General features: G+C 32.3%; 17 protein-coding genes. 7 read left to right on the forward strand and 10 right to left on the reverse strand.

Annotated elements, in window-relative coordinates; genetic code table 11:
• The first annotated feature begins 269 nt into the window (after window positions 1-269).
• Entirely contained in the window at window positions 270-455 is a 186-nt protein-coding gene (locus AAGS61_RS10560) for a hypothetical protein (RefSeq protein ID WP_391371212.1), read from the forward strand.
• A gap of 90 nt (window positions 456-545) precedes the next feature.
• On the opposite strand, the gene AAGS61_RS10565 is transcribed toward AAGS61_RS10560, so the two are convergent.
• Window positions 546-1,076 carry a hypothetical protein gene (locus AAGS61_RS10565; protein WP_391371215.1) on the reverse strand — a complete coding sequence of 177 codons (531 nt, stop codon included), beginning with the start codon at window positions 1,074-1,076 and terminating at the stop codon, window positions 546-548.
• 241 nt (window positions 1,077-1,317) lie between these two features.
• Window positions 1,318-1,593 carry a hypothetical protein gene (locus tag AAGS61_RS10570; protein ID WP_391371217.1) on the reverse strand — a complete coding sequence of 92 codons (276 nt, stop codon included), beginning with the start codon at window positions 1,591-1,593 and terminating at the stop codon, window positions 1,318-1,320.
• Between the two features lie 518 nt (window positions 1,594-2,111).
• On the opposite strand from AAGS61_RS10570, the gene AAGS61_RS10575 reads away from it, so the two are divergent.
• The 4 genes from AAGS61_RS10575 to AAGS61_RS10590 all read left to right on the forward strand — a co-directional run bounded on the left by AAGS61_RS10575 (window position 2,112) and on the right by AAGS61_RS10590 (window position 6,529).
• On the forward strand, window positions 2,112-3,755 hold the full coding sequence (locus tag AAGS61_RS10575) for a competence protein CoiA (protein WP_391371220.1): 1,644 nt from the start codon (window positions 2,112-2,114) through the stop codon (window positions 3,753-3,755).
• A 291-nt stretch (window positions 3,756-4,046) separates the two neighbouring features.
• Complete coding sequence (locus AAGS61_RS10580; RefSeq protein WP_391371223.1) at window positions 4,047-4,664, forward strand: hypothetical protein; 618 nt, start codon at window positions 4,047-4,049, stop codon at window positions 4,662-4,664.
• Between the two features lie 15 nt (window positions 4,665-4,679).
• Window positions 4,680-5,609, forward strand: coding sequence for a ParB/RepB/Spo0J family partition protein (locus AAGS61_RS10585; RefSeq protein ID WP_391371226.1), 930 nt, complete (start codon window positions 4,680-4,682; stop codon window positions 5,607-5,609).
• Complete coding sequence (locus AAGS61_RS10590; RefSeq protein WP_391371228.1) at window positions 5,609-6,529, forward strand: ParB/RepB/Spo0J family partition protein; 921 nt, start codon at window positions 5,609-5,611, stop codon at window positions 6,527-6,529. Before AAGS61_RS10585 ends, AAGS61_RS10590 begins: the two co-directional genes overlap by 1 nt.
• A 268-nt stretch (window positions 6,530-6,797) precedes the next feature.
• Here AAGS61_RS10590 and AAGS61_RS10595 read toward each other — a convergent pair whose 3' ends face one another.
• The 7 genes from AAGS61_RS10595 to AAGS61_RS10625 form a co-directional block, all read right to left on the reverse strand.
• On the reverse strand, window positions 6,798-6,944 hold the full coding sequence (locus AAGS61_RS10595; protein ID WP_391371231.1) for a hypothetical protein: 147 nt from the start codon (window positions 6,942-6,944) through the stop codon (window positions 6,798-6,800).
• A gap of 385 nt (window positions 6,945-7,329) precedes the next feature.
• A complete protein-coding gene (locus tag AAGS61_RS10600) occupies window positions 7,330-7,647 on the reverse strand; it encodes a hypothetical protein (RefSeq protein ID WP_391371234.1) in 318 nt (105 codons plus the stop codon).
• Window positions 7,640-8,086, reverse strand: a complete 447-nt coding sequence (locus tag AAGS61_RS10605) for a hypothetical protein (protein WP_391371236.1) — start codon at window positions 8,084-8,086, stop codon at window positions 7,640-7,642. Before AAGS61_RS10605 ends, AAGS61_RS10600 begins: the two co-directional genes overlap by 8 nt.
• Window positions 8,083-9,888, reverse strand: a complete 1,806-nt coding sequence (locus AAGS61_RS10610) for a dynamin family protein (protein WP_391371239.1) — start codon at window positions 9,886-9,888, stop codon at window positions 8,083-8,085. Before AAGS61_RS10610 ends, AAGS61_RS10605 begins: the two co-directional genes overlap by 4 nt.
• Window positions 9,875-11,653 carry a dynamin family protein gene (locus AAGS61_RS10615; protein ID WP_391371241.1) on the reverse strand — a complete coding sequence of 593 codons (1,779 nt, stop codon included), beginning with the start codon at window positions 11,651-11,653 and terminating at the stop codon, window positions 9,875-9,877. Before AAGS61_RS10615 ends, AAGS61_RS10610 begins: the two co-directional genes overlap by 14 nt.
• Window positions 11,653-12,720: a hypothetical protein gene (locus tag AAGS61_RS10620; RefSeq protein ID WP_391371243.1), complete on the reverse strand. Its 1,068-nt coding sequence runs from the start codon at window positions 12,718-12,720 to the stop codon at window positions 11,653-11,655. Before AAGS61_RS10620 ends, AAGS61_RS10615 begins: the two co-directional genes overlap by 1 nt.
• Before the next feature lies 1 nt (window position 12,721).
• Entirely contained in the window at window positions 12,722-15,253 is a 2,532-nt protein-coding gene (locus AAGS61_RS10625) for a dynamin family protein (protein WP_391371246.1), read from the reverse strand.
• Between the two features lie 385 nt (window positions 15,254-15,638).
• On the opposite strand from AAGS61_RS10625, the gene AAGS61_RS10630 reads away from it, so the two are divergent.
• The gene (locus tag AAGS61_RS10630; RefSeq protein WP_391371247.1) at window positions 15,639-16,262 is read left to right on the forward strand and encodes a hypothetical protein; all 624 of its coding nucleotides are present in this window, start codon (window positions 15,639-15,641) and stop codon (window positions 16,260-16,262) included.
• Window positions 16,263-16,445: 183 nt separating this feature from the next.
• On the opposite strand, the gene AAGS61_RS10635 is transcribed toward AAGS61_RS10630, so the two are convergent.
• Window positions 16,446-16,691, reverse strand: a complete 246-nt coding sequence (locus AAGS61_RS10635; RefSeq protein WP_391371250.1) for a hypothetical protein — start codon at window positions 16,689-16,691, stop codon at window positions 16,446-16,448.
• A 340-nt stretch (window positions 16,692-17,031) separates the two neighbouring features.
• On the opposite strand from AAGS61_RS10635, the gene AAGS61_RS10640 reads away from it, so the two are divergent.
• A complete protein-coding gene (locus AAGS61_RS10640) occupies window positions 17,032-17,718 on the forward strand; it encodes a hypothetical protein (protein ID WP_391371252.1) in 687 nt (228 codons plus the stop codon).
• Window positions 17,719-17,739: the final 21 nt, after the last annotated feature.

The following is a 17,739-nucleotide window of genomic DNA, read 5'->3' on the forward strand; positions in this document are numbered from 1 at the left end:
AAATATAAAAAATAAGCGCACCTTTTCGGTACGCACGACAAATGGCCAACTATCTTAGGTTTTTTCGGATAGTTGGCTATTTTGCACACTCGTAAAATCATGCTTCATCGACTGTTCAGCTCCTTCATAATGGTTTGGATAATGCGCTCTTCTACGCCATTGAAGAGGGTAATTTCGGCTGTAGCTGTTTTAATCACACAGCTTGCTCCAGAGCGGGATACTTTGGAGAATGATTAGAAGGAGTTTCATTCGTTAGAGGATCTAATTTGATGGGAACAATGGTTAATTTATTTGTTGGCATAAGACAGGCACCTCCTTTAGTTGATACGTTCATCGTATCGAAGGTGCCTGGTGTTTTATATGCGTTGTTTGATTACGGGTTTACAACTGTTGCAACTAAACTTAAAGCGATTGTTAGATTAGGGGCTTACAATGTTCCTATGCAAAGCATATAGAACCTACAACTTATTATTAGCTATCAAAACCCACTTGCACTCTAACGTAATACAATAGAAATCAAATCTGGACTATATATTTTCATACAATCAATCCATCACCTGTTCCAATTCAAAACTAAAATCAACACTATCATACACAGACTTCAAATATTCATCATGTAGTGATTTGTCGAATTCCATGAACTTCTCTAAAACCATACAATTTTCATCAAGATAATATTCTATTTCACGTAATTTTTCTTCACGTGACAATTCATTAAAGTCTTCTAACTCTTCTTCAGTTTCTAATTGAAGTAATTCCGTTGCCTTATTTAACACGCTTTCTTCAAATTTCTTTGCTTGTTCAGGAGTTAAAAAGTTAATTACATCTCCATAGTCAACAATGTATGTTTCACACTCAAAAGTATATAGTACATGTAGCACATCTGTTGTAAAATGATACGACTGAGGATGATAAATCGTTTTCAATTTAAAATTTGTTGTTAAGACAACACTAATAGCTTCCTGCTCACTAATTCCTGATTCGCAAACAGAGAAACTTTCTTCAGCTGCCTCTTGTAATACTTCACGAATTAATTCTACATTTTGATCTAAATAACTTACAATAGTTTTCTCCATCTGTAAGTACCTCTCATTTCTTTTTATTTATAGAACTTATAAAAATTTCAATTTCCATAGGAATACAACACATACTTGAACATAATGTGTAACCACATTAAATTCATATGACGTTCTATAAGTATAGATGCCCTAAATTATTCAATTAAATATAAAGTAAAACGTTTTATGTAAAAGAAACACCAAAAACAAACGTACGTTCCGTATATTTAAAATACTATATTTGTTTTTTTAAGTAAAGTTAAACACCCTTACTTTTTAAAGAATGAACATCTTTTAACCTTTCAGGATTGTCTATCAATTTAGCTAACTTAGGACCGATCCCTCTAGAAGATACAAAGTAATAATTTTTAGGGACCGTAAACTCCCCTATAAATGTGTAATAACAAAGTTTTCCTACTTCTAACAAAGCAACTTGTGGTGTTAAAGCTTTATCATAATGTTTACATTGATAATTATCCCATTCGGCTTCATCATTTTGTGAATACTTCAAGTACCCAATAACATCTCTTCCCATATCGCCAGCGCCACTACTTCGCCTAACCTTTTCATATTTGCGGGATAGGTAATCTGAAGCCCATTCCCTTAATAAGTCTTCAAAATCACTTTCTGATATAATTTCTAATTTTTTTATTGGCTCTATTGCTTTTCAATAGAGTAAATCAAGATTCGTTAACTTCTTATCTATTTTAGGAAGACTAATCTCTATTAAGTCTTCCGTTGATTTTAATTCCATATATATCAACCTTTCTAAGACTTAATTGCATTTAAACATAAAAAAATTTGAATCTTCACCCAATGCCGCTTCACTTACTTCTTTATAAAGCTTTTATCAGACAATCTGCTCATCTTTCTATATTCATAGTCAATAAGCTCTCCTTCAAATGATATTGCTATACATCAATTCCCTTTTAATCTTTTTTTATGAGATAATAAAATCGTCCTATTAAATATAATAAATGTAAATAAATAGAAGTTAATTCGATGTTTTTTATATTCAATCTATACTTTTTCAAACTAATTAGGAGTGAGAAAATGTTCGTAGCAATCCATCAAAACGGTAAAAGACAACTTGCCTTTCATGAGGATAAAGAACGCCTATATTCATTAGCCCAAGCAAAAGAACTATATTGTCCTCATTGTCATAAGCATGTTTTCTTTCGCGGAGGGGCTAAGCGGATTCATCACTTTTATCATGAACGTCATGTTGAAGGTAGTTTTGTTGGGGAACCCGAAACACAGGAACATCTTGGTGGTAAGTTAGCAATCTATAATTGGTTAAAGGAACAATACCCGAATGCTTATGTCGCATTGGAAGAACGGATTACTAAGACAAATCAAATTGCAGATGTGTATGCGGATTTTGGGAATGGTCATAAGTTTGCATTTGAAATACAATGCGCGGAACAAACAGCAGAAAAATGGCTGGAACGCCGGAAGCTGTATGCAATAGCAGGTATAAAAGATATTTGGCTTTTCGGTACAAATTTTTATAAAGAAATACATACAGAAGATACCGAGGATGACGAAGTAGTCCTACGTTTAAAATTCGCGCAACAAATTGTGAATGAAAAAGAGCGTAGTGTTTATTTTATTGACGTAAAAAATAATCTGGTAAAACATATCGGAAAGTTCTTTGGTATTTACTTCCGAAACGAAACAAGAGCTATTGTAAAGCTGCAAGAAATCGTCATTGATGAAATGAAACTAATTAAAATACAATCACCATGCAAATATGCTTTATGTAATAAATCCTCGTATGAAAAGCTTCAACAATACTTTATAGCTACAACTAAAAAAGCAGCTGAATTATGGCATAAACGAAAGAAGGAAAATGCTATACGCATTCAAAGAATTCACCAAAAGCAAACGCAACAAAAAAGATTCCAACAATATAAAAGGTATTTGAGTAATTTCAATATAGATAAAGTATTGCAACGTATGTCGCATCGAGAACAAGTATTATTTAGACGATTAGTAAAAGAATGCGGATTTACGGATACTAACTTCCCTGGCATCTTTAATATTCAAATGGAGAACTATAGATGTATTCATACTCCATATCCTTTATGGCAATTACTCGTATTCCATAAAGCAATTAAACATAATTACAGTAAGAAACAACCGATTTATTCGAAGTATTTATTTAAGGATATAAAGAACCAAATCCGATACGATTTTAAAGACGGTAAAGAAGTTGCTACGTTAATTCATAGTTACTTAGTTCTCTTAGAAAAATGCGGCTTCTTGGACAAAAAAACATGGTATCGCAAATACACACATCCATTTGAGATTGAAAACAATGTATTACCAATCGTAAATAATAAAGAACTTAATGCAAATGTCGCCTTATACTTTTCTGAATTCAATTTACTTGCGATTGGCTGGGGTAATTATTATGATACTGAAGTATTTTTTGATGATGACGAACAAGATGTATTAGAAAAAGCTACAAACTATTATCAAAATGTCGTATTAAACAAAATGGAATCACCTTTACAAATTGAAGAGGGTCTACTTGAATGGTTCCAACAAGTTGTTTTAGAACAATCAGTTGAATTAGAAACACATAAAAAAGATTTTATTGATCGTTTAACCTATTTAGTTTTGGAAAAAGAATTTATATCACAAGGCTTCTATGACACTTTTATTGCATTAATAAAAGAGAAATTCAATTAAAAGTATTTATCAACTCTTGAATACGTAATTAAATACATATTCCCTTTAAAGTAGAAACAGCAATGTTTCTACTTTTTTGATTAAATTCATATCTGATTGGGAAAAGTATAAATATTATGCTAAATTCAAAAATCAACAAAACAATAAAAATTCTACTTTAAACTCATTTTCCCTATATATAATCGTATTTATTAACATTTTTAAATTTCGTACAGTTTCAATATAGAACAGAAAATCCAAAAAGATTATCTTATTAATTGCTACTCATAAATAAAAGGTGGTGTTTCAAAAATGAATAGAGATAGTTATATTTTCCCTTATTTTCTAAAAACAGACTTCAATGATATAGAACAAATAATAGAATTGGTTAATATCATTCCAAGCGCAAACGAACCTTTTTCAGCAGATGTATTATACGAATTACTATATAAAACATTACCGTCAGAAAAACAAAAGGAATATTCCATAACTTCTACGCCTCAAAATTTAAGAAAAATTATGCTAGAACAAAAGAACGTTTTAAAAAAAATTACACATGAAGTTAACGAAATAATTAAGAAATATAATGCTTCCCTCAATAATGTTATAGAACTCGGTAATCTTAATGCTAGGATTGAAAAAGAAATTAAGAATGCTGATATTAAAATTGCTAATAATATTCAACGAGTTAGGCAATATTCGTTTTTCAACTTAAAAGCAAATAATATACGCGAATATTTTTACATTAATCTTGTTTTTTGTATGGATCCAAAAGAAGAATTTTATATATGTACTTATTGTGATAGATGGGTTTATAAACCTAAACAAAAACAGATATCCACCTTTAACAAAACAGGAACAATATTACATCCAGAATGCAGAGAAAATCGTAAAAAGCAAAAGTATTTAGAACGCCGGAATAGAAAATAATAGGAGTGATATATATTGAATTCGTTAAATTTAATTTGGGTTAAAACAAGGTCTGTTATACCAAATCCAAAAAACCCCAGACAAGATGTCACTTATAAATCAAGCGAAATAATAAGGATCTTGGAAACTAAGGGATTCGAGGAAGCTATTGTTGCATATCGAAAAGGAAAGTTCTATGTCATCATTAGTGGTCATCGTCGCTGGAATGCTGCAATCGAAATGAGGTTGGAAGAAATACCCATCTACTTAGTTACTGAACCAAAGAACACTCTTGAAGAACTTGAACGGTTAGGTGCCATTCAAGGCAATCAAAGTGATTGGAATGAATTAGAGTGGCTAATTCATACACTTAATTTATCTGAAATGAATCCTAATTATACACTTGAACAATTAGCTCAAAAATTAAATGCTTCTGTTCCAACAGTAAAAAAGAGAATATTTGTAGGCAAATTCTTTTCTACAGAAGAACTTGAAGCTAAGCTTCTAAACAATAATTTCTCCGTTAATATGTTAGATACCATTCGATTATGGTGTCTAAGAATTAAAAAACTTCAGCCTACAGTTTACGAAGACTTAGGTGAACAATATATTAAGGAAATTATGCTACAAAAATTGGAAAACAGACTTTTAAATAGTGAAATTTTAAAGGGGGATTACCTTAACAAAGCTAGTTCTGATGATGTTATTCGATTTTTAACAACACCGAACATGAAAATTAATGATTTTATTAGAGAAATTTCACTAGCTGATAAATCTTTAGTTAGTTATGATGTTAAAACTAACATTTCCACGATAAAAAAAGCTTCCGAAAATATTAAATCTCTTAAATATATCAAAAAAGAAGAAGCAAGCTTAATCTACGATGAACTTTTACAATTAGAAAAGGTTTTAGAACAATTAGATACTAGGATTCAAAATAATATTGCTAAACAGGAGGAAAAGTGATGGAAAGATTAAATTTAGAGCATGTTCCTTTGGATAAGATTCAGCCGAATCCATTAAATCCTCGGCGGAATCTATCTCAAGATATAGACAGACTAATAACTGTTATTAAAAAAAATGGTTGGGAAACTGCTATTACTTGCTATAAGAAAGATGGAAATTATATTATCTTATCGGGTCATAGACGGTTTGAAGCTGCATGTCAAATGGATTTAAAAGCAATTCCAGTCTATGTTGTAGCTCCCCCTGAATCTATTGAAGAAGAACTAGATCGTCTTTCTTCTGTCCAAGGCGGGAAACGGGACTGGACTACCTACGAATGGGGAAAATATTTATTTAACCTATCGAATAATAATTACGAAAACTGGTCCATGAAAGAACTTTCTTACAAAACTGGAAAAGGTCTCAAAGTAGTAAGAGAAGCTTTAAAAGTGTTCAACTATTTTCCACATCAAGAAATTGAAGATAGATTAGCTAACGATAAGCTAACAATTACTTTATTAGCTAGAATTGTTGATTTCATTAATGACTTGAAGATACAGCATCCTACGCTAGTTGCTGAACTTACTGAAGACTTGATTCGTGATAGTTTGCTTTATAAAGCAGAAAACAAAAAGATTTCAACCACTCAATTAAAATCTGATATCCTTCTTGAGTCTGCTGATTTAGTAATTTTAAAACAATTTTTCAGAACACCAAAGATGAAATATTCTGAAGCTATTAAATTAATTGGAGTAGATGATGTTTATGTGGATTCTAAGCTAAAACGTTCATTAAAAACAATTCAATCAAGAACTACTGAAATCGCTCAAATTGACTTTAATAATTTTGAGGATTCACTATTACTAGCAAAAGATTTACAAACACTTCAGATTAACATCCAACTAAAAAAACAAGAGATAGAAGAGTTTTTGCAAAAATAATTGTAATTAATCTTTCTAAAACAACGAATTAAATTTGATATTTAGTTCTTTATTTTATTTAGTTACAACTCCATTTACACGTTGAAATCGAGATTTTTTAAATGTAGCAAGCTGGAAGCAGAAAATTAATTAATCTATAACAATCAAAAAAAGACCGAATCCTTCAAAATAAAGGTTTCGGTCTTTTAAAAAAAATTATTTGTTTTCTAAAAAATCGTTATTTTTCAACTTTGAAATCAGCTCTAACTACAATGAAAATAAAGCGAAACTACACATTATCTACAGCAGAGCTAATATCAGCACTTTCATAAACAGATTTCAAATATGCATCATGCAATGACTTATCAAATTCCTCAAGCAGCTCTAAAATCAAGTAATTTTCATAAAGATAGTTTTTCTTCACGTGACAATTCATTAAAATCTTCTAATTCTTCACTATCTAATTGAAGTAATTCTATTGCTTGTTTCAACAAACTTTCTTCAAATTTGTCTGCTTGCTCAAAGGTTAAAAACTGTCTTACATCTTCATAATCAACATAATATGTTTCACATTCAAAAGAGTATAAAACATGTAATACATCTGTTGTGAAGTGATATGTTGCGGGATGTCGAAGTGTTTCTAACTTTCTTCAGCTGCGTATTCTAATATTTCCCGAATTAATTCTGTATTTTGTTCTAAATAACTAAAAATAGCTTCCCTCATTTACAATAAACTCCATATATATTTTTCAAAGTTCAATTTTCATCACCTCCATAACGACCATGCAATCATTTGAACAGCTTATTACACGATTTTTCTATTACATTTTCGCCATTTCACGTTTTTGCTTTGCCAAAGATTTTCTTTCATCTTCAAGTAATTTTACGTAGCTCTTCAGTTCCATAATTATACCGTCTGGACAAAATTGCTGTAAGTGGGCTTGACGTAGTTTATAAAGCATGAGTTCTTTATCGATTGCAGCCATCATTTTCACAATTTCAGCAATTTCCTTACGAACACCCCTCACTTTTGATTGCATCAACTCGTGCTTCTTTTCTTTAATAAGTAAGTTTGCTCTATCGATTTCATTTGCTTCCACACACTGCAAAATAACACGAATGACTTCTAGCTTATTCATACTTACTAATCGCTTTCTCAATTGAACGCTCAAATGTTTCAATTAAAGTTTTTTGAATTTCAGGTGTTAGCTGCTGATTGGCTAAAAGAGGTGGTAGCTTTCCTAAAATTTCTGCTACGACCTGCCCTCTCGATTCAATTGTTTTACGATTTTGGCGAAGTAATTCTACTTCTCTCTGAGTTGCTTGCTCTAATTCGCGAATATGTGCATCGATTTCATTAATTTTCGCTTTACTATTTTCGCGGATCGCTACAATGCTTACTATTTGCTTACCAATTTCAATAAAGTCCATTGCGGCATCCATTTTACGCATATCAAGGAGGTGGTTATTTTCCTGTTCTTGTTTTTGAAGTTCAGCAGACTTTTTCTCCGGAATAATAACTTCTCCTTCAAATACTTGCTCATCTACAACTTTTAAACTATTTCGTCGGCCCGTCATACATTTACTCCTTCTTTCATTAATTTATTTTTCACAGCTGCAATTTCACTTAAATTTTCGCGTATAGTTGTCAATTCATCTTCACTTAATAAATCTTCATCGCTGTCTAATACAGTTAAAAATTCATCGAAATATTCATTGATTGATTGCAAATTCACTTCCTGTAGTTCTTTTACATCAACTAAAACATCACTTAAAGTGTCTTCCTCCCATTTTTTTAAGCTTTTATTTACATCTTTTAATAGACGGTCTTTCCAACGATGGACTTCAATTACATAGAAGATGGCATCAATAAATAATGAAGCCGCAATCGATAGGTTACGCGTTGATGTGGCACCAATACGTTTTAAAAAACTGGCTAACGCATTATGTTGCTCGCGTGTGAACGTTTTACCAAACCATTTACCGACCGTTTTTAATGATTTTTTTGCTAAGTTTGCAACGCCAGCACCAGCACCACCACGGCCACCATAGCGTGCTAAAAATGTTCTTACTAAATTATCGGTAGTACGGGATGCGATTTTACGTGAAATGCCTTCGACAACTGGTTCAAAATGATTTGATATGATTTCTATTTTTTTCGTGAAGTTAACAATTGCCGCATTGACTAGTTCCTCAAGCTTTTCATTTAAAATCATTAACTCTTGCCCAAGGTAATCGGTAATTTTCTTTCTTTCCAATTTTTCATAACGTGGAATCAAATGTGCCTTTACATAACCTGTACATTCTTCAGTGGAATTCCATTTATTAGCATCTCTTATTTCCAATTCGATTTGAGTTGCCATATTAATTTTTGCTTTTTCAAATAGACTCGGCAATTGCTTCGTCATTTTTTCAAATGTATCGTAGATTAGTTTTTGTGCTTCTATCTTTTTCACTTTTAAATTATCGATTTCTCTTTGGATTAATGCCTTTTCTTCGTCAGACGATTCATAAATTGAAACTTGTTTTTGCCATTGCAGTTCTGCTTCTTCTAACAATTGTAACTGGTAGTTAAATAATGCTTCATTAACACGTTGCTGTCTTGCTGGCGATTGCACTTCTTGGCGAACTGCTTCCCATAATGCATCTGATTGTGGAAGCTTAATACCGTCACCTGGAAGCCCTTCAATAATGAAATAAGAGATGTCTTCGTGTAAAAGATCCTTTGCATATTTCACAATTTCCGTGATACGAACATTGTCTTGTGCAATATTTGCTGGTGCGCGATTAATTACTAAAAAAAATTTCACATCATCTTGTAAATAGTTAGCTATAAATTGTAAAAATTCAGCATCCGCCTCTCCAATGCTAACGCGATAATTTACAACATAAATTAGAACATCGCTATTTGGAATAAATTCTTTTAGCACTTCTTCATGCTTTTCGTGAATCGAACCATACCCTGGCGTATCGAACAATCGCATTCCTTGTAGTTGATGTGGCATTTTTGGCACATTGAGACGAAGGCGTAGTACATCATCAGATGGTTCTAAACATTGCGTGTAAAATTCATTTTCTGATAATTTTCGTAATGTCGCATTTTTCATTATGGCGTAGGGTGTAATTGTTGAATCCACATCATATTCGTACAGTTCAATGACAGTACCTGTAGTAGGCTGAGCAGCCGTATAAATAATTTGCTCACCAAGTAAACCATTTATAATAGATGATTTCCCCGAGCTAGTTTCACCTAGCATTGTAACGAAACTTTCCGGATAGTCTATACGTTCTTCTAGCAACGTAAACATCGTCATTAATGACTCATTTTCTGTTTTTTCAAGTACTGGTTTTATTAAATCCATATTGTCAATGAGTTGCATGTAACCCCTCCAATGAACAAATATATTGTAAATCGTCTTTTAGCTTTTGCTGCTTCTCTTTATAGTCGTTAATTTCAGCGAAGCGAATTTCACGTACCTCTTCATATGCCTTTTCTAACATTGCTTCTTGCTCATTGTGAATTTGTGTAAATGTTTGCTCCACATGCTGAATAAATCCTGCTAAGTCTGCCTTTAATGTTTCAGCTAAATTATCAGCAAATAGTGAAATTGGGTGTTCCAACTCTTGCATCGTTGTATTTTGACGACTTTTTTGTATTAAATTTTTCGATTTTTTCCCAATAAATGACCCTATCATTCCTACTATAGCTGTTGCACCAAGTGCTGCCCAGCCAAACGGGTTTGAGACAAGTAAAATTACCCCAATCCCCCCCGCTAAACCTCCGAGTGTTGGGAGTGTTTTTTCAAATTTAGTTGAAGATTTTTTATTAAATTGCTCGAATTTCTTAAATTCACCTGTTGATGTACGAATATTTAAATTATTATACGTCTCCTGTACTTTTAATTTAATATCCGTAACGTGTTCAAGATATTCAGCAAGTACTTCATTTGAATAATCTTTTTGTAAATCATCAAAGGCGGTCGCTAAACGATTGCCGTCTACGACATTTGATTTTACGATTCTTTGAATTTCCACTCGCAAGTTTTCTTTTACAATTGCAACATTATCTTCAATCCAACTTTTTAATACACGCTCGTCCTTTAAAATATCCAACTTTAGTTGATTAAGAATACGGTTATTTTCATCGATATTTTGTTGTAATAAATCTTCTTGCTCTCTCAAATATTCATAATGAACTTCTGGCTCTTTATCGTATAATTCTATTTTATGTTCTAAAGCTTGTATTACATCTTTAATTGCCTGCTGTTGCTGTTTGTTGACTTCATCTCGAATAATGTTCAGCCAATTAGATGTAATCGAATTAATGAATTGTTCAAATTCCGGTATGCCTGATGCGTTAACCATGGTATCATTTCTTGTTAAACGCCCCGTTAATGCTGCATACACATTTAAGACACGAATATCTATTTTACTTTCCATTTTATACATTTTCCCTATTTTCTCTAAAATGTATTTATTATGTTGAAGACCGTCCTCAACTTCACCACTTGATTCATCATGCCATTGATTTTGAACAAACCACGCTTTTGAAAGTTTCGGCCATACCATTTTCAAAAAATTTGCTTCTTCTGCTGTAATCGGTGGAACTGTACGTAGCATAAATATTGCTGCTGATAGCTTTTCAATGTAATCCATCGTAGTTTTCGCATTCGTTTTCGTAATACTACCTACTCCAGGTAAATCGACGAATACAACTCCATTTTTCAATAAATCATGCTTCTTAAATAATTGAATCATTTTCACTTTTTTTTCATTGGCAGGGTTGTGTGCATTATGCACATATTGTTCAATTTCCTTTGCAAAAGATAAATTAATCGGTGCCTTATCTTCAAAATGAACAACAATTTCTTTTTCATTGGCATAACGTATTTCTACTGGTACACAAGTTGTTTCATCTGCATCTACTGGTAGTACAAAATCATCCATTAATAATGCGTTTAAAAAGCTACTTTTTCCTGTTCCTTGCATACCTAAGACAGGAATAAAAAATTCTTCAGTATGACTATTTTTTTGCTTATGTCGTAGACTTTCAACGTATGTGAAACCCGTTAAAGGATCTTTATCTGGTAGTACTTCTTCAATGATTGATAATAATCTTGCATCGTTTAATAGTTCACTTGCCATTAGAAATCCTCCCTTTTCATAAACCATTTTTTGTAAAACGGCAAACGTGCATATGCTAAGTCCTTTTCAATGACTGCAAGCTTATCCACTAAAGCTTGCTCTTTAATTGTAGTCGTTAACGTCATTTCAAGGTTTGATAATTTTTCTTGTATTGCATCGAAGCCTTTATTATTCACGATTTCATGTGAAATTTGCTGTTCCATCGACTTTACAGATGCCACTACATCGCTATTAAGTCGCTGAATCGATTGCTCATTTAACGAAATGAAGCGAACAGTAACTTCTTCTAGTGCTATTACTTGCTGCTTCACATCATTTATTAACTGCTCAGTTTGTTTTTCGTGCTGTTTCGTTAACGCAGTTATATGCTCTTCAAAGCTTTTCTGTAAGGAAACACAAAAATCGTTTAATCGTTGTGTCGAAGCTTCTGTCATTTGCTCGAATTGCATTTTTTGTTCAGCAATTAATGTTTGAAATATATCTATTTCTTGCTGTAGCTTTTGTTCATTTATTGCTAATTGTTCATTTAATGAAATAAAGTTATCATTTTGCTGTACTAAATTCGATTGTGTATTCTCAGCTACTTGTACAAAGTTTTGCTGCAATTCCTTCAAATTAGATATGAAGGCTGATGTGACTTCTCCCGTTTTCATGTCAAACGACTGAACGCTTTTCGCTAATTCCAATTCCTGTATTTGTGCCAGCTCTTGAAGCATGTCCGTCATAAGCAGCTTAATAGAATCGATTTGCTGTTGTCCGATATTTGTTAACTGCTGTGTTTGTTCCTTTTGCAACTTTTCTACACCCATTAATATTTTCATCGACTGCTCTACATCGTGTGCCATTCGCGTAATCGGCTTTTTCGTTGACTCAATATTTGTACTGATCGTTAAAAGCTGCCCCTGTAAAATTTCTTCAATTTCTTTAATACTTCGTTCCTGTCTCTGCATAACAGACTGTAAAATGTTCGAAATTCCTGATTCTATATTTTTAGTTAAACCATCTTGTAACTCTGTCATAATATCTTTTGTTGCTTCATCTATTTCAATCATTAAAGATTTGTTCATGTCACTTCACTCCTATACGTTTTGTTAATGCATGTAAGTATTGTTGGTACGCGCGAGCTATATGTCCTGAACTAATTAAATACGACATATTTGATTGAATGTAATGTGTCATTTCTGCTGCATCATGGACGATTGTTTTGGAGTCATCCAGTTGGAGATGTATTAATGAGAATAAAGGACTGACATCGTTAATAAGACGTTGCCCTTCTTTAAAGACGTCCATCCGTTTAACATCATTAAACATTTCAACCGCTTCTTCATACGCACCACTTTCAAGAAATTCTGTAAACGATTGCATCACTAAATTGCAAACTGATTTTTGTTGCTTCAGCTGGCGAACAATTTCACTTTTACTAATTTGTGATTTAGCTTGTCCAACTTGTGACACATCGGCAAGAATATAGGCATTCGTCGTGCTTGATACTAGCCAATTTAATACGGTACCACGTTCCTTAGCTAGTTTATTTTCATAAACAATATATATTTGACCAATTTTTAGCAAACCATTTGTATAGAGTGACTTTTGTTGCTGCTCCGTTATTTGTAATGAAAAATAGCGTTGCACAAAATGAATAAGACTATCTTCATCCCAGCCGAGGACAATTGTTTGCTTAAATGAAATTTCCCCTTTATTTAATTGCTCTACTCGTTCAATACATTTTTTATAAAACATGCGTACCATTTGATGGCTCATCATATACATTTGGTAACTAATCTTTGTTACTTCCATCTGTACCATTTTCCCCGAATAAACAATGACCTTTTCATTTTTGATTTTTTTAGCATATTGTTGAATTGTTTTTTCGTTTTTTGTTAAGTCCTTTTGAATTTCCACTAAAAGAGATTGAACTTTATATATCGTCTGCTCAAGGCTTGTTAGTTGATCACGGGCCGCAACTTTTTCATCTAAAGCTTTCTTTTGTTTTTCCTGCATTTCTACTAATTTTCGAATAGCGGATTCTAATTGATTCGACCATTCGTCTATTTTTTGCTGTAGCGTTTTATTGAAAACCGTGCCGTATTGAGTTAAATTTTGTTGAATAACTTGTTTATCAACCACTTCGATTTCATCATAAACCGTAATATATCCCCAATCTTTGTTTACTAAACTTCCAAAAAGACGTTTAGCGCCTCCTACAAGACCTCTTTGTTTTTCTTGACGTTCAATTGTTTCTGAACGTGATTGGACTTTTAAAAACTGCTGAGATTGCTGACTATTTGTCGATGTAACAAGCGACCTTAATAATTCCCCTAAATCCGCACCAAATTCATTCATTAACTTTGAAACGTCTGAATGCTTCTTTTTCATTTCACTAATGAACTTATCCTCAATTTCCCTTGCGCTATTTTTTACACTTGATAAAATTTCTCTTGCACCAATTAAATCGCTATTAGTTAGTCTACTTATTTTTGTTTTACATTTTGTAAGCTCATTATTATACGTATTAAGTATCTTATTTAGCTCAGCTTTCATTTTATTAAGCTCATAAAAAGCGTTATCCATAGCAGCGATTTGCTTTTCAAGATCCTTTTGAATACGCTCAATTTCCTTTTCAAACGTTTCTTTATCGCCACTTAATTTACTTTCTTCTTCAACTAAATTATTCATCAGGTGAACTAAGCTACGACCACGTGTACGGAATAGCTGAGGACCAATTTTTTGTTCATATGATTGAATCATATTTAGTAGTAGCTCTAGTTGTGATTCTTTAAATTTTTGCTTATCTTTTTGTTGTCGCGCATCAATCGCACGCTTCGCTGATAGCTGGACGATTTGTACGATTTCATGTAAAGATGAATCAATCGCATCTAAAATTCTTTTAGTACGATTGAAATGCTCTTTCGCTACCTCTTCACGGCTTTTTTCGACAATGCCATTAACACCTATTTTCGGCACAACAGAATCCAGCATATTTTGAACGATAATCATCGGCTTATGCTGCTCATTAATTTGATGTAAAATGCGATGTGTTGTTGCATCTGAATTTGTTTTTAACGTTACTACATATAAACATAAGTCGATTGTGGGTAATAGTGTTGATAACGTTAATTCTTCATGACGTTCTAAACCAAAAGCATCTAAACCCGGACTATCAATAATTTGAATATTATTTGGCAATAAGAAATTTTTTGACTGTAAATGAATTTCTTTTACTTTGAATTTATTTTCTACATTATTTGCCTCATCACCGTATTTTTTTAACGCCTTTGCAACGTCTTTTTCTGCAACTTTAATCGTTTTTCCATCTTCAAAAACAATTTGGGCATTCGTCATATTTCCTTTTGAACAGATAATAATAGACCCTGAACTTGGACGTACAGCTGTCGGCAAAATCGGCTCACCTAACAATGCATTTAGTAGCGTTGATTTACCACTGCTCGTTACACCAACTAGTCCGATTCGAATCGTTTCATCCTTCCAACGCTCCATTCTTTCTTCTAGGTCTAAGCGTTGAACCTTAAAGTAATTAGCAAGCGTATTATTTTCAGATAAAAGTTGTAATAACTTATTTCCATATATAATTTCGTTCATATTTTTCTAATATTCCCCTTCGAATGTACTTCTAAGACTTCTTTATTTGATAATCTATTTTGAAAAAGAATAACTAGTATAAGTTACATATTTTGAAGTACCTAGATTCAAAAATTGTTTATCTAATTATACATCTAGTATAATCAATTTGGTTTCCCATTGTAATAAATTGGTTAAACCTTAATGTATGTTATCTTTTAAGTTCCACTTTATATAATCATAGTTAAAAAACCTTAATATTAGGAGGAATTTAATTTACAACCACGAACAAACGTTTTATAATTCAGTTAAATCAATAATTAACAAGGGAACCCCCCAGCTCATAAAGTGGCTTTGCTGTCGCTTTATTTGAGTTTGGGGTTTTTTCGTTTAGGAGGAAAAGATTATGCAAAATGAAAAATTAATTAATCAAACTAAAAATGTTATCACAACAAAAGAAATGACGCTGAAGTTAAAATTGCCTAAACCTTTTGAAGCTCTTATCATTGCACTGTGCGAAAATAATTTTATTCAAGCGCAATATATTAATGACGAATGGTTAGTATTCGAAAATCAAAAGCTTCCTTGCCTAAAACTATTAGCTGTTGATGATTACACTAGCGCAATGAATCAAGACGATTTAAATATTCTAAACGAATCTTATGAAATCGAGAGTTCACGAGAGTTAGCGTATTGGCCATATACTCTTTACAATGATGATGAAATCGTTGGCTTTGAACATATCATCATCGCAAAAGATGTCCATAAAAATCCTGATGGAAATCTTCACTCTAAATATGTTCTTTATATTGAAACTTTTCCTACTGTTGCTAAATGGAACGACCCTTTAGAAAAAGTTTTAAAAGCTGTTGAAGAAATTAACATTTATCCTTCAGACGTCTATCCTTGCGCCGTTTTCGATACGGAGTTTGAAGCATTTCAGTACGCTGAATTAGTGTACCCCGAATACCCACTGGTTAATGTGATTGTTCTTGAGCATGTATTAATTAATGGCTTTTCTGAAGATTAATTTATCTGGCTATACCGGGTTTTGAAATATTCGACCGGCTCCATTTATTCGCTATGTCTAGGACAAAACTTCCTAAAGACAGAATTTCGATTAGAAAAAGCGTAAAGGTTTATGTACCTCTACGCTTTTTATGATGCTTTTTTAATCACTCAATTAGTTTACTCTTTAGCACCCTTTTAAAGATTAAAATTTGTAATACATGTTCATATTGCCGCTTGTATTTACTACTCGCCCTTCTGCATCGAATACAATATCGCCCGCTAGTTCAATTACTAGCCAAGCATCATCCGTTTTCATCGATTGCTTTTCTTTAGCATATTGTCGATTTGCAACCGCCTCTGCTTTTTCAAATGACTCCGCATCGACTGTACCGATAAATTCTTCCTTTTCTTCCGTTCGCTTAACAATAGCGTATTTTTTCTTTAGCATTTTACTCTCTCCTTTGATTATTTTATATAAAAAAACATCTGCTCAATATGCAAAACGATTACTTCTCGTCACGCATCCGAACAGATGATTTTTCCAAAACGATCCCTCGAAAGGGTATAAAATTGTTGTTGTATGAATTATAAGTGAAATAAATATTCTTATTACTAGTATAGCTACAGGAGGCTCTGTTTTTAATAGCTACTTAAAAATTTATTTAAGTATTATCTGATCGCCTTTCCATTACTTTTTTAATCTTCCTATGCTATAACTAGCAGAAAAAAAGTAGGTAGCTAAGTGAAATTCAAAGACATCCAGATTGATCAATATGAGGCTTCATACCTTGTGCCTAAGGGATTTTAAACTACATATTATTTTCGATATCGATATTTTCAGTTTAGAGTTGTATCGAAAATTAGCGATTGATTATAACATGCACAATTTATATAAAATTGTACCTATCCCTGTCCTAAAACGCATTTTTGGGGATTTCACTTATCTAGATGACAAATACAAATATGGTATGAAAGGTCATCTAGCTCTAACGTCCAAAGATGAAGATTTCTTCGAAAAATGCCAAGCATTAGAAAAAGAAATTTTAGTTGGAATGCAAAAATTAGGATACTACAATGAAATAGATTTTGAAATTAATATTATTTCATGGCGTGAGTGGGACCCTATAAAATCTTTAACAAATGCTTGTTCATATATAGCAGCGGATACAACCTATAATTTATATCATCCAAAATTTATCCAGCTTTATGATTTAGATAACCAATTCAAATTATTTAAGTATAGCGATTCAATCTACTATGAAGATGATCCTCAGGATGCAAAAAAAATTGTTGAGTTAATCAATAAAGGCGAATTGAAAATAAATTACGTTAATAGTGATTTATTGCCCATTTTAAAAACAGAGCCGGCAGCACAAACTGATTTATGCTGTCAAATCGAAAAAAATGATACAAAAATTTCAATCTATAATAATGCGGAAAAGAATGTACTTGAACAAATTTTGAATAGTTTCTAAATCATCATATTCATATCATTT

The organism is Lysinibacillus sp. KU-BSD001 (genome assembly GCF_042920265.1).
Classification (GTDB): Bacteria; Bacillota; Bacilli; order Bacillales_A; family Planococcaceae; genus Lysinibacillus_B.

Coding starts and splice junctions, on each gene's coding strand:
- AAGS61_RS10560 (WP_391371212.1), top strand. CDS start 270: ATGGGAACAATGGTTAATTTATTTGTTGGCATAAGACAGGCACCTCCT.
- AAGS61_RS10565 (WP_391371215.1), bottom strand. CDS start 1,076: ATGGAGAAAACTATTGTAAGTTATTTAGATCAAAATGTAGAATTAATT.
- AAGS61_RS10570 (WP_391371217.1), bottom strand. CDS start 1,593: ATGGGAAGAGATGTTATTGGGTACTTGAAGTATTCACAAAATGATGAA.
- AAGS61_RS10575 (WP_391371220.1), top strand. CDS start 2,112: ATGTTCGTAGCAATCCATCAAAACGGTAAAAGACAACTTGCCTTTCAT.
- AAGS61_RS10580 (WP_391371223.1), top strand. CDS start 4,047: ATGAATAGAGATAGTTATATTTTCCCTTATTTTCTAAAAACAGACTTC.
- AAGS61_RS10590 (WP_391371228.1), top strand. CDS start 5,609: ATGGAAAGATTAAATTTAGAGCATGTTCCTTTGGATAAGATTCAGCCG.
- AAGS61_RS10595 (WP_391371231.1), bottom strand. CDS start 6,944: ATGAATTGTCACGTGAAGAAAAACTATCTTTATGAAAATTACTTGATT.
- AAGS61_RS10600 (WP_391371234.1), bottom strand. CDS start 7,647: ATGAATAAGCTAGAAGTCATTCGTGTTATTTTGCAGTGTGTGGAAGCA.
- AAGS61_RS10605 (WP_391371236.1), bottom strand. CDS start 8,086: ATGACGGGCCGACGAAATAGTTTAAAAGTTGTAGATGAGCAAGTATTT.
- AAGS61_RS10610 (WP_391371239.1), bottom strand. CDS start 9,888: ATGCAACTCATTGACAATATGGATTTAATAAAACCAGTACTTGAAAAA.
- AAGS61_RS10615 (WP_391371241.1), bottom strand. CDS start 11,653: ATGGCAAGTGAACTATTAAACGATGCAAGATTATTATCAATCATTGAA.
- AAGS61_RS10620 (WP_391371243.1), bottom strand. CDS start 12,720: ATGAACAAATCTTTAATGATTGAAATAGATGAAGCAACAAAAGATATT.
- AAGS61_RS10625 (WP_391371246.1), bottom strand. CDS start 15,253: ATGAACGAAATTATATATGGAAATAAGTTATTACAACTTTTATCTGAA.
- AAGS61_RS10630 (WP_391371247.1), top strand. CDS start 15,639: ATGCAAAATGAAAAATTAATTAATCAAACTAAAAATGTTATCACAACA.
- AAGS61_RS10635 (WP_391371250.1), bottom strand. CDS start 16,691: ATGCTAAAGAAAAAATACGCTATTGTTAAGCGAACGGAAGAAAAGGAA.